This is a genomic window from Bacteroides sp. 41_26, assembly GCF_949740115.1.
Taxonomy (GTDB): domain Bacteria; phylum Bacteroidota; class Bacteroidia; order Bacteroidales; family Bacteroidaceae; genus Bacteroides; species Bacteroides nordii.
The window spans coordinates 97,674-111,008 of the sequence record NZ_CATJGZ010000081.1 but is presented as its reverse complement, the minus strand read 5'-3'; the positions used below and the strand labels follow the sequence as shown (position 1 = coordinate 111,008).

Here is a 13,335-nt window from a genome sequence, read left to right as displayed (position 1 = left end):
CTTGTACCGATCCACATCTGCCGGGTGTCTTTCTCCTGAATGGTAGTGATGGAGTTTACTCCCGGATATAGACGCACACTTTTGGTCTCAAGATTAATGCGTTTCAGGTGATAATATCCACCGGACCAGACATCACCGCACGAATCTTTCTTGATGTCAAATATATATTGGTCGGGACGTACTCCTGCAATAGCAGCAGGAGAAAGGTGGCTGATCTTAAACCCTTTCTTCTTTTCTATCTTGCAAATGCCTGGCATAAAACCTCCAGCCCATATTACGCCGGGAGAGACCTCACACAGTGCTAAAAAGATGTGATTCTCGTTATCCGGTACCGGATCAAAGGAACTGAGGAATGAGCGCCATTCTTTTGTATCGGTCTGATAAAGACTGATGCCGTTACTGGTCGCAAACCAGAGGTCACCGTCACTGTCCTCGATCACATCATGGACCTGGTCGTTCACCAATGAAAGGTTATTGCCAATGGAATGCCTTATTAGGTCATAACTTCCATAACGGTTGTTACGGATGGTAATACCCGTAGGATAATTGGCAAGCCAGATGCGTTCCTCCTCATCCACATAAATATCATTAATATTGTTTCCGTTCATTCCGTTATAACTACTGTAATCGGCTGTTATATAGGGTTCACTCATGCATGTATTCATATCCAGTTTATATACACCTTTCCCGCCTGTGGCTACTAAAAGTTCATGAGCGTTCAAAGTAACAATCCGGTTTATCTCTACATTATTGGGTGATTGACAAGGGATGATTTTTCTTGTTTTCCCCATGTCATATATAAGTATTCCCTCTTTATAGTTTCCCACAAATAGTTGTTTTGAAAGGGCGTGGTAATAGAGTTCATGCACTGGTGTATCGATACTTTCTACTGCTTCGTCAGGCACTATATTCAACTTCCCCTTTTCTATCCCGGCACGAAACAGGCCACTTCCTGTACCGATAAAGAAATGATTACCATCCGTCTGTTCAATGGCAGTTATTTCACCGTTGACCGGTGTCGGCGTATGTAAAGTTGTTCCGGTATGGATATCATACCATGTAATGCTATCTTTATAGCACAGCCAGATACGATCATTTTTGTCCAAATAACCGTAATTCAGAAATGCCTGCGACTTATTTCTGATTAGCTCCGGATGTACGTAAACCAGTTCGAATTTATCATGCTGCGAATCATATTTGAAAATACGACCCTTCTGGCCGATTACCCATAATACATTCTTGTTGTCCATATAGAGCCAACTCAAAGCAACCCGCGAATCCAGCTTCATGCTGCCGTCTGAAAAGTTGTAATGCTTGATATATTTTCCATCATAACGGTCTACCCCTTCCTGGGTTAGAAACCACATATATCCCCTTCGGTCTTTTTGGATATGATATATTTTCTGGTTGCTCAGGCCATCTTCCAGTCCTATGTACTTATAAATCTGGCACCTGCTTACGGAACTACTGATGAAAAGGATAGTAAAAAGAAAAATTCGTCTAATGTTTAAAGATATTTTCATTTTTCTCGCAAAAGATTCAAAAACACATCTGCAAAATTATAAAATATTCGTTAAATATCCACCAAAATAAATGAATTTTGTTTCATTAGTAGCTAATAGCATTTACGCTGTCTCTTCGCTGAAGGGTGTAAAAAGACTGTGTCAAAAGTATGGAAAAGTTATCAATTTGCGACTCTCTAAACTGATAGCTATATAATTGATTGTCACTTGGGTTATTGCAATTGGGCACTGATAATAAGTGTTGGAAGTAGTTAAATCATACCCAATAATTGAGATAAAAACACCCATGGTTAAATGTTTATTATTCAGATAATCAGTGCGCTATCAAAAAGGAGTCGGCTATTAAGTTATTAATGAAGAAAAAGAATCGTCATCAGTTCTGAAGTAGCTGAACAAGCTAAGGAAGAAACTGTTGATGAATAACCTGAACCTAACATTTCGAATAAAAAACAAAAAGAAAAGGATATTTAATTGAAAAATGTATATCTTTGCAAATGAAGATGGGGAGAAATCCATTTTCACGAAATGTAATTTATTACAGCGTTTCGGAACGTCTTGATTATCTGAAAAAGGTGGTGCTTTAGAAGAAAAATTAATCAAACAAGATGAGTTTAGAACGCTCGTACTGATATGGTGCGGGCGTACTTACTCTGTTTGATTAAGGGTTAGCACCACTACCTTCAGTTTTCAGATGAGTACGGTTCGCACCTCTTTTTTTAAGAGGAAACTTAAAAACCTATCAGTATGAATATTTACACAAGGGAGTTTATAGATGTTAGTCTTAAACAAATCCCAAAGCAAAACAACAACTCGAAGTATCTAACCCTATTTCCTTTTACGAAGTATCACTGCATCTTCTTAGATTTTGAAGTAATCGAATTTCCTGAAATCTTTTGTTATTACCTGATGCCATTAAATAATATTTTTGGTCCAATAGAAATAGATGATATATTTTATTTCAATAACTATCTCTTTTACGTACTTTATAAGAAAGAATATGATACTTTTTTGAACCCCAAACCTTCCGGGTCAAAATTAAGAATGAAATTAAATCTTTTGATCAACAAAAAACTAAACTAACATGTATGAAATTAGTGAATTTGGAATAGAAGTTAAACTGGCTGATTCGGGAGTTATCGAATTGATTTGTTTGATGGGATTGGCAAATCAAACCAATCAGGAAAAATATGAACTAATAAAACCCTTCTTCGAAAGGTTGAATTTATATTGTGATGAATTCTGTTTGAAATTAGAAAAAGATACTGATTTGTTTGCAATACCATTAAGTACAATAGATTATGTTGAATATGAAGAAGTGGGTGATGTACTATTTATACTATTTAAGAAGAACAGACATCTCCATTCATTCAATATTAATCTGAAAATTCATACTATATACATTATAAAGGAAGAACATAATTGTATTTTTGAGTTCTTTTTGAATACATATAATAGAATCCGAATCATATTTATTGGTTATAGGCTAAAGCGGAAAACTGCTAAATACATTAAAAGACTGATACTTAATAATAATTCTAAAACCGATTCATAATGGAAAGTCGGTAACGTTTGTATGTTTTGTAAAAGTACGTATTTAACAAGGGGGTAAAATGCATAGTGAACTGATGAGCCGATGTTGATAGCATTAAATACAATGTCATGATGGGATTAATAAAAGTTTTGAGAAATGTAGTTATCCTGTCTTTTTGTTTTTATATGACTGATTCTTATGACACCTTTATTCTGATTATTGCTGTAACTGGAGAATAATCTGTATAATAATACAAATTATTATGCGTATTCTGCCGTATAATCTTTCTTTATTTGGATAAACATGCATATTTAATGGGCATGTTATTCTAATTTTCCCGGCATGATAAGTTCGGTTTCTCTACGAGGAACCACTCGAACCTCGTAGAGAAACAATTCGAGACTCTACGAGAATAAATAAAACCGCCTTGAAAAACGCTTTCGGACGCTAACTGACGGCTAAATTCATCCCAATTTTAACTATTAAAGTGTAATCAAAGAAGCTTATAAAGTTGAATAGTGTAGTGAATGTTAAAATAATAAGATATTTTTGTCGTGTAATTCTTTGCAGGTCGTACAATAGGGATAATAGAAACCGGAAATGCCGAAGATTTTTATCACTTGTGAGAAACCTTCCTTTAATTAGAGGATTACAGAGGAACAGGAATATCACTTTGTCAAATTGTAAGTAGGCATGTACTGTATGTTTCTATTATACAACACTCAGAACCGTACAAGGACAAATCTTTCAACTAAATTACCAAAGAACTATAATTTTGATGAAATACTTATGATTGAAAGAGGTAATGTACTGGATGAAAAGTTTATCAATATCAAAGTAGATATTGATAAACTTTTTTTCTTTTTACAATGGTTTTACCGGCATGCAAATATCAACGATATGTTTTTTCGGGATACGTGGTATAATCATTGTGATATAGTTCATACGTGATAGCTGTGAATGAGGTATAATGAAGTTCTGAATACTATTTTAAAGGAATGACGGATAAAAAAAAGTAGAGGGATTACTTATGAAAGTATGCTCATTTAGTTTGTAGAAGCTATCTTTGAGATAGCTATATGCTTTTCTTATTTTTATCTTATGTTAAAAAATAAATACGTATTCATAAATAGTGTTATCATTTAACTCTAAAATGTGCTCGTTTAGTGAATATTATTTTTAATTTTGCAAGAAAGAGACTTGTTGTCTCTGTGTGATGATAGAATAATATTAGAGGGGGATTTTACATCTATGAGATTGCTGAAAGGAATCGGATTCTTGATTTATGTGAGAAAAGTGCTGTTCGTTCTGCTTTTACTTTTGGGGCAAAATATTTTTGCTGTGTCACTAACTGATACTTCATTTAAATTAATGTGTGATAGCCTTGCCGGGTTGTTAGATTCGATAAACTATTGTAATAATGAAGGGGATTTGATGAAGGGGAGCACTTTTGATAAACAGGCGTGGGATTGTTATGAAAGTATGTCGGCGGGACAAAAAAAGAGTAAATTGGTGCGGAACATTTACTATCAGTTACTTTCCACTTCAGCGTGGAACCAAACACTGACAAAGAATTACTCTCAGGCTGAGTATAACTATACCAGGTTGGTACAAGAATTGCCCGATAGTGCCCATCATAGGCTTGCTATGGCTTATATGGGATTGTCTTCTATGTACGGGATGCAAAAGATGTATGATTTATCAGAAAAATATGCACTGTATTCCTTGCATGAGGCAGAATTAATAAATGACATTGAGGCGATGTTTCATGCACAATCCAATCTGGGAGATATCTATGTGGAGACTGAACAATATGGAAAGGCTTTGGAAAAATATCTGGAGACACGGAGGTTGTCTGTTATTTTGGAGAAACATGAGGCTATTTCTACCGGAAACTTAGCTCTTGTTTATTATCGTTTGGGAAAGAAAGGGTTGGCGGAACAATATTTTATTGAGAGCCTTGCCATGTCTAAAGAAAAAGCTCCGATAGTTTATTCTATTATTCTGACCGGCTATTGTGAGTTTCTGATTGATAATAAGTCTTATGAAAAAGCTCGTTTGCTCGTTATAGAAGCCATTAAGAACTCTAAGTATACACAGTTGGATGAATATAATGTAAAGTTCCTGCGCATTTTGTCCGAATTGGAAGAGGTTGACCACTTTTCAGTGAGTATTTATCTGTGGATCATTGTTTTATTGATATTAGCATTTGTCTTTATCAAATGGAGAATGGCTGTAAAAAGGAATAAAAGGGCTATGATATACAATGGCAGAGAGACTGGAACAGAAACAGAGGTTTCTTCCTTAGACGAGCAAGCCGGGGAGAGTGTTGAATCTCTGCCAGAATCATACAACGGAAATGATATGTTATTGAAAATACTGGCTTTGGAGGAAAAAATGCCTAAGCTCTGGAAGATTATAACACGTATCAAGAGCATGGCCGGCAGTAAGGCGGATGTATTGAGAGGTATCAAAGAGATTGAGGATGTTCTTAGCTTTTTGACTCCGGAAAAATTAGGGAAAGACTTTACTTTTTATGTAGAACAGGAATCGCAGGAGTTTTATAATAAGCTGAAAAAGAGGCATTCGGACTTGAGCTTATCGGATTTGCGATTGTGTACATTAATTAAATTGGGCCTGAATACCAAAGAGATAGCCAATCTCACTAATAAGTCTGTGCGCGGAGTTGAAAGCGGAAAATTCCGTTTAAAGAAAAAACTCGATTTAGATACTTCAAAAGATATTTATGATTATTTATTGGAAGTAGAGCAGTGGTGATGATGAAATATCAGGAACTATTTTATAACTATTTCACATAGGGACAGTCTTTCTTTTAAGAGCCGATAAGTAGTTTAAAACAAAATATAAACCTGTCTTTCGAAACGATTGTATAAGACTTTTTGATTATCTATATTTCTGTTTATTAGTTTATTATATTGATGTGCGTAGTTTTGAAGTGTGTTCTTATTTGATGGAAGTAGTTATAAATGCAACAAAAATATTCCCGGGGAAACAGAAGGACTATATTTGCGTTCGTTAACGAAGAAGCTCCATTCTGATGCTTCTTTCTGAAAATGAACCAAAATAGTTAATATGAAAAAGAAACTACTGCTACTACTATGCTTTTGCATGATGGGAATGAATTTGATAGTAGCCCAAATTTCAAGAGTTACAGGTACTGTTACCTCAGCAGAGGACGGTCAGCCGATCATTGGTGCCTCTGTATTAATTAAAGATACGGGGATCGGTACGGTGACCGATATTGACGGTAAATTTATCTTGTCCAACGTTCCGTCAAATGCTAAGAAAATTCTGATTTCGTATGTGGGAATGAAGCCACAGGAGGTGTCAATCAAAGCCAATCTGGTCATTGTAATGGAGTCCGATAGCGAGATGATTGAGGAAGTTGTGGTTACCGGTATGCAAAGGATGGACAAACGTCTTTTCACAGGTGCATCGGATAAGTTGTCCGGAGAGGCAACCAAGCTGGATGGTATTCCGGATATCAGTCGTGCTCTGGAAGGTCGTTCGGCTGGTGTTTCTGTACAGAACGTATCCGGCACATTCGGTACGGCTCCCAAGATTCGTGTACGTGGAGCTACTTCTATTTATGGTAGTTCTAAGCCTTTATGGGTAGTCGATGGTGTAATAATGGAAGACGTAACAGAGGTTAGCGCTGATGAACTTTCCTCCGGGGATGCCGAAACCTTGATAAGTTCTGCTATCGCTGGTCTGAATGCCGATGATATCGAAAGTTTTCAGATATTAAAAGATGGTTCGGCCACCTCTATATATGGTGCACGTGCTATGGCGGGTGTAATCGTGGTGACTACGAAGAGAGGTAAATCCGGAGTCAATAAAATCAGTTATACCGGAGAGTTTTCCATGCGTATGAAACCCAGCTATCGCAACTTTAATATTATGAATTCCCAGGAACAGATGGGAGTATATAAAGAAATGGAGGCCGGCGGTTATCTGAAATTTGCCGAATCTTATCGTGCTTCCAACAGTGGAGTTTATGGAAAGATGTATCATCTGATGAATACATATGATCCGGCTACAGGTCAATATATGCTTGCCAATAGACCGGAAACTGTGAATTCGTATTTGCGTGATGCTGAATATCGTAACACGGACTGGTTTGATCTTCTGTTTTCCAATAGTGTTTCTCAGAATCATGCTGTCAGCATGTCTTCCGGAACAGATAAGGCCTCTTATTATACGTCTATCAGTGTAATGAATGATCCGGGATGGTATGCTCAAAGCTCCGTTCAGCGTTACACTGTCAATACGAATGCATTGTATAATATCTTTAAGAACTTCTCTTTAAACCTAATAGGAAACGCTTCTTACCGTAAGCAGAAAGCTCCGGGAGCGCTTGGTTCTCAGACTGATCCGGTGAGTGGTGAGGTGAAGCGTGACTTCGATATCAACCCCTATTCATTTGCATTGAACACATCACGTACTTTAGATCCCGATGAATACTATGTACGTAACTACGCTCCATTCAATATATTCCATGAGTTAGAAAATAACAATATGAATTTGAATGTCGTGGATATGCGTTTTCAGGCAGAAGCAAAATGGAAGATTATTCCTAAAGTAGAAGTTACTGCTTTGGGAGCTTATAAATATTCTACCACTACGCAGACTCATACAGTTGAAGATTATTCCAATCAGGCATGGGCATTCCGTGCTATGGATGATGCGACGATGCGTAATGCCAATCCGTGGTTATATACCGATCCGGATAATACAAACTCTCTTCCGGTGAGTGTACTTCCGGTGGGTGGTTTCTATCGTGAAACGAAATACGGAATGAACAGTTATGATTTTCGTGCAACGATGGCCTATAATGATATGTACAACGATGCTCATATCCTGAATGTATTTGGTGGTATGGAGTTGAATGGAACCGACCGTAGCAGAAGCTGGTTCAACGGTGTGGGTATGCAGTATGATATGGGTTTGCTTGCCAATTATGATTATCGCTATTTCAAACAGGGTAACGAAGAAAACACGTCTTACTATACAGTAAGCCGTACGAAATCCCGTGAGGTTTCTTTCTTTGGTACAGCTACTTATTCCTATCAGGGAAAATATACAGTGAATGGGACGATGCGTTATGAAGGCTCCAATAAACTGGGACGGAGCCGTTCTTCACGCTGGTTGCCTACATGGAACGTTTCGGGGGCATGGAATATGCATGAAGAAAGTTTTTTCGAGACCTTACGTCCTTCTCTCTCTAACTTTACATTGAAAGCGTCTTACTCTTTGACTGCTGACCGTGGTCCCGCTAACGTAACGAACTCATTGGCTGTTATCATAGGATATAATCCCTGGCGGCCTCTATCAAGTGTGAATGAGTCAGGTTTACAGATCTCTGATCTGGAAAACAGTGAGTTGACTTATGAAAAGAAGCACGAATTGAACATTGGTGCCGAAGTTGGTTTCCTCGACAATCGTATCAGTCTGGCTGCCGATTGGTACAAGCGTAATAATTATGATCTGATTGGTTTGATAAATACCATGGGAGTAGGCGGACAGGTATCCAAGTTGGCCAATGTGGCGAGCATGGAATCGCATGGAGTGGAGATTACATTATCTACCAAGAACATTCAGACGAATAATTTCAGATGGACAACGGATCTTATTTTCTCGAATGCAAAGAATAAAGTGACGGAATTAAAATCGGATGCGAATGTGATGGCTATGATTTCGGGCAGTGGTTTTGCATTGGAGGGCAATCCGGTACGCTCATTGTACTCTTTGGACTTCCGGGGATTGAATGAAGAAGGTTTGCCGACTTTTATTAATGAAAAGGGTGAAGTGACGGTGACTGATATTAATTTCCAGGAGCGCGAAAATAAATCTCACTTGGTGTATGAAGGGTCCACAGATCCTACTATTACAGGTAGTTTCGGCAATCTGTTTTATTATAAAGGTTTCAAGTTGAATTTGTTTATAACATATTCATTCGGCAATGTGATTCGTCTTGATCCGGTGTTTAGTAATGCTTATTCGGATCTGGATGCTACTCCGAAAGAGTTTAAAAACCGTTGGACTGTGGCTGGTGACGAAAATGTAACATCGATTCCGGTCATTGCAGATTTACGCCAGAACACAATGAATTCTTATTTGAATAAAGCCTACAATGCTTACAACTACTCAACGGCCCGTATTGCCAAGGGTGATTTTATTCGTATGAAAGAGATTTCATTAACCTATGATTTCCCGAAAGTACTGGTTTCAAAGTTACGTATGAGTAATCTGTCATTGAAGATACAAGGTACGAATCTATTCCTGCTTTATGCAGACAAGAAGTTGAACGGACAAGATCCTGAATTTTTCAACTCCGGTGGAGTGGCGGTTCCTGTTCCTAAACAATTTACATTGACTTTGAGATTGGGTATTTAATAGATTGAAAATTATTATGAAAAGAAATATATTACATATAGCATTAGGTGGAGTCTTGGTATTATCTTCTTGCAGTGATTTTTTGGATACACTTCCCGACAATCGCACTGAAATAGACTCGGCTGATAAAATGGCCAAATTGCTTGTTTCTGCTTATCCTACTACTACTTATATTCTGTTGACGGAAATGGCATCGGACAATGCAATGGACAATGGCATTAGCTATGACTTGATAGGACAGGAACAGGAAGAGGCTTATTTGTGGAAAGATGTAACGGCAGAGTCTAACGACTCTCCTAAAATGTTGTGGGATGCACATTACAATGCCATTGCGGCTGCCAATCAGGTACTTCAAAAGATAGAAGAGGAGGGGAGCCCTGCCAGTTTGAATCCACATAAAGGAGAAGCATTGCTGTGCCGTGCGTATTCCCACTTTGTATTAGCCAATCTCTTTTGTATGCCTTATAATCCGGCTACGGCTTCTGCAGAGTTGGGTATTCCATATGCTATCCGTCCGGAAACAGAAGTAAGGCCCTACTATGAGAGAGGAACATTGGCCGAAACCTATAAGTATATCCAGGAAGATCTGGAAGCAGGTTTGCCATTGATTAATGATAACCTGTATTCGGTTCCCAAATATCATTTTAATATAAAGGCTGCCTATGCTTTTGCTGCCCGCTTTTATTTGTTTACTCAGCAATGGAGCAAAGTGATAACGGCTGCTGATCGTGTATTGGGTGCCGTACCGAGCAAAGTTTTACGCGATTGGAGTGATATTGTACAATCTGCCTCGAAAGATGTGGCAAATGTGTATAATGATCCGAAGTTAGCCTGTAACCTGATGTTTTTACCGTCTTATTCCGATGTTGGCTATGCATTGGGGTCCTATACATTGGGGGAACGTTACGGACATGGTAATGAGATTTTTACGAGTGAAACTGTGGCTGCTTATTACGATGATAATATTTGTCCTTGGGGCCGGTTGGCCATGTTGAATCAGATTAGTGCGTTAGAAACTAAAAACAATTTCTTTAAAAGCCAGATATATTTTGAATATATTGACAAAGAAAGTGGTATTGGTTTTGTACATTATCTGGATATACCATTCCGGACGGATGAAACGCTCCTTTGCCGTGCCGAAGCCTATATCTTATTAGGCGGAGAAGAAAATGAGAACAAAGCATTGGCGGATATTAATATGTGGATTAAGTCGCATAGTACCACAAAAACGGCTACTACCCTGAGAGAAATCAACCGCTTTTATGATGGTATCGGTTATGCTTCTACCGAAAATACACAATTTCGTAGTATTAAGAAACATTTGAATCCACTTGGGTTTACGATAGAAGAGGGATCACAACAAGAAAATATGCTTCAATTAATTCTCCATTTACGCCGTATCGAACTGCTTCATGATGGTATGCGTTGGTTCGACCTGAAACGCTATGGCATTGAATTGGTTCATAATCGGGATGGAAACTCAGACATCGTGCTGAAAAAAGAAGATAGACGCCGTGCTTTCCAGCTACCTCAGGATGTGATAAGTGCAGGTTTACAGGCTAATCCAAGATAATAAGTAAAAAGAAAGAATTATGAAATATAATAAGTGGATATTTATTGTGGCAGTGATAGCAGGGGGGATTCTAACCTCTTGCAGTGAAGATTCATTGAGTGATACAAGTATTTTTGATACGGAGAGCCCTGAAAGAAATGAATTTGACAATTGGCTTCTGACAGAATATGTCAATCCGTATAATATTGATTTTAAGTACCGGTTTGAAGACAAAGAGTCTGATCATCAATACAATCTGCTTCCGGCGGATTATGACAAGTCAATCGCATTGGCTAAACTGGTAAAGTTCCTTTGGCTGGAGTCTTATGAGGAATTGATGAATGATGGGGGCATGTTCATTAAAACCTACTGTCCGAAGATTATAACCCTAATAGGTTCCAAAGCTTATAATCCGGATTCTCACTCAGTAGTGTTGGGTACAGCCGAAGGCGGGTTGAAGGTTGTATTATACAATGTAAATGAGCTGGATACTGAAAATCCTGATGTGGAGGTGTTGAATGAATGGTATTTTAAAACGATGCATCACGAATTTGCTCATATTCTGCATCAAACCAAAGACTATCCGGTGGAGTACAACGAAATCACAATGGGCAAATATACTGGCCCCAGCTGGATGAATTTGTCTGAAAAGGAAGCTTTAGAGTTGGGCTTTATTTCTAATTATGCCAGTACGGAATCTCAGGAAGATTTTGTGGAGATGATAGCCAACTATGTGACTCACGATGCTCAATGGTGGAAAGAGAGAATGAATATGGCTGGTGAAGGCAAAGAAGCTTTGCAGCAGAAACTGGAGATAGTAAAAGAATACTTAATTACTTCCTGGGATATCAGTTTGGACGAACTTCGTACCATTGTTCAACGTCGTTCTGCCGAAGTTTCTTCTCTTGATTTAAGTGGTTTAAAATAAGATACGAATTATGAAAAGAATAAATTATATACTGTTTTTCTTCATGGTATTTACTCTGGCGGCCTGTTCTCCGGAGGAGGAAAATCTGTTTGAGGATTCGTCTGCCAATCGTATAGAAGCATCTCTGACACATGTGAATGAGGTACTGTTGGGTGCAAAAAATGGATGGCTGATGCAATATTATCCGAATGCAACCCAAAAGTATGGTGGATATAACCTGTTCCTGTCCTTTTCTACGGATGGAAAGGTGACAGCGGCCAGTGATGTTGCCGGAGTTGGTGAACGAATGACAAGCTTGTACTCTTTAAAACAATCGGCAGGAATAGTATTGTCATTTGATACTTACAATTCTATCATTCACTTTTTTGCTTCACCCGATAGTGGAGTCGGAGGTATAGGAAGTGGTATGGAAGGTGATTATGATTTTACTGTGATGGATGAATGTACGCCGCAGAAGGTAGTATTGAAGGGTACTAAGTCCGGTTCGTTGGCAGTTATGACTCCAATAGCTGAAAATGTCGACTGGGATGAATACATTAAAAAGATTTTTGACATGAATGATATAATGCAAGAATATCCTGCATTTATTTTTGAAGACGACGGCTACTCACAGGAGCTCACCGTATCCTGGAATCGCCTGGTGCTGACCGAGAAAGACGGAGATAACCTTGTTTATACCTATGCGCCTTTTGTATTGACGGCAGAGGGCCTCGAGTTCTATAAACCTTTTACTCTGAATGGAAAGACATTTACTTCATTAACTTATAAAGATGCGGGAGAGAATAGTTATCTGTATTCGCCAGAATACCCGTCGGTGCAGTTTGTTCCTGATTATCCACTGAACGCTATGTTTGTGAATAATGTATGGTATCTTTCGTTCAGTGGTTTGGGACCTATCGGGCAGAATTTCTGGCAGGAAATTATAGATGCAAATAGTCCTGTTGCTGCCGAAAAGGTGGAATCTGTAGGATTCGAACCTTATGGCGAGGGTGTTTTAGATTATGTGTGGTATACGCAGGTACAAGGATTTGGTTTTTCCGATGCACTAATGTATTATGAATTGTCCGGTAAAAACAAAATTATTATGGAATACAGCGGCTATATGGGTGGTGATTACAGGAACTTTATTCCGGACGGATATGCAACCTGGTGGAGTATCATGCTTTTCATGTCCCGGAGGCAGACTTATACTATAACGGCAGTAGATAATCCGAAGCGTCCTACCAAAATTAAATTGACGCAGGATGATCGTCCTACCAATACAATAATTTTATCCAGAGAACCAATACAATATCCATTTATTAACTGATAAATAAGCTTTTTATCATATATCCGTTTCTTGCCAACAAAGACAAGAAACGGAAACAGAAAGGAGAGGGATAAA

Annotated in this window: 7 protein-coding genes; 6 read left to right on the top strand and 1 reads right to left on the bottom strand. The window is 38.3% G+C overall.

All coding sequences use genetic code 11. The features are described 5' to 3' along the window. Positions 1-1,433 (bottom strand): ligand-binding sensor domain-containing protein (locus QX565_RS11595; RefSeq protein ID WP_289292817.1); only part of this gene is annotated, 1,433 nt, incomplete at its 3' end. Between the two features lie 1,171 nt (positions 1,434-2,604). On the opposite strand from QX565_RS11595, the gene QX565_RS11590 reads away from it, so the two are divergent. The 6 genes from QX565_RS11590 to QX565_RS11565 all read left to right on the top strand — a co-directional run bounded on the left by QX565_RS11590 (position 2,605) and on the right by QX565_RS11565 (position 13,260). Further along, positions 2,605-3,075 (top strand): hypothetical protein, encoded by a 471-nt coding sequence (locus QX565_RS11590; protein ID WP_221648518.1) that lies wholly within the window; start codon positions 2,605-2,607, stop codon positions 3,073-3,075. Positions 3,076-4,305: 1,230 nt separating this feature from the next. Beyond that, the gene (locus tag QX565_RS11585; RefSeq protein WP_221650858.1) at positions 4,306-5,832 is read left to right on the top strand and encodes a tetratricopeptide repeat protein; all 1,527 of its coding nucleotides are present in this window, start codon (positions 4,306-4,308) and stop codon (positions 5,830-5,832) included. 315 nt (positions 5,833-6,147) lie between these two features. Beyond that, the gene (locus tag QX565_RS11580) at positions 6,148-9,471 is read left to right on the top strand and encodes a SusC/RagA family TonB-linked outer membrane protein (protein ID WP_289292813.1); all 3,324 of its coding nucleotides are present in this window, start codon (positions 6,148-6,150) and stop codon (positions 9,469-9,471) included. Positions 9,472-9,487: 16 nt separating this feature from the next. Continuing rightward, positions 9,488-11,044 (top strand): RagB/SusD family nutrient uptake outer membrane protein, encoded by a 1,557-nt coding sequence (locus QX565_RS11575; protein WP_289292812.1) that lies wholly within the window; start codon positions 9,488-9,490, stop codon positions 11,042-11,044. Positions 11,045-11,063: 19 nt separating this feature from the next. Then, complete coding sequence (locus tag QX565_RS11570; protein ID WP_289292811.1) at positions 11,064-11,951, top strand: zinc-binding metallopeptidase; 888 nt, start codon at positions 11,064-11,066, stop codon at positions 11,949-11,951. 10 nt (positions 11,952-11,961) lie between these two features. Next, positions 11,962-13,260 (top strand): DUF4302 domain-containing protein, encoded by a 1,299-nt coding sequence (locus tag QX565_RS11565; RefSeq protein ID WP_289292810.1) that lies wholly within the window; start codon positions 11,962-11,964, stop codon positions 13,258-13,260. The last annotated feature ends 75 nt before the right edge of the window (positions 13,261-13,335 follow it).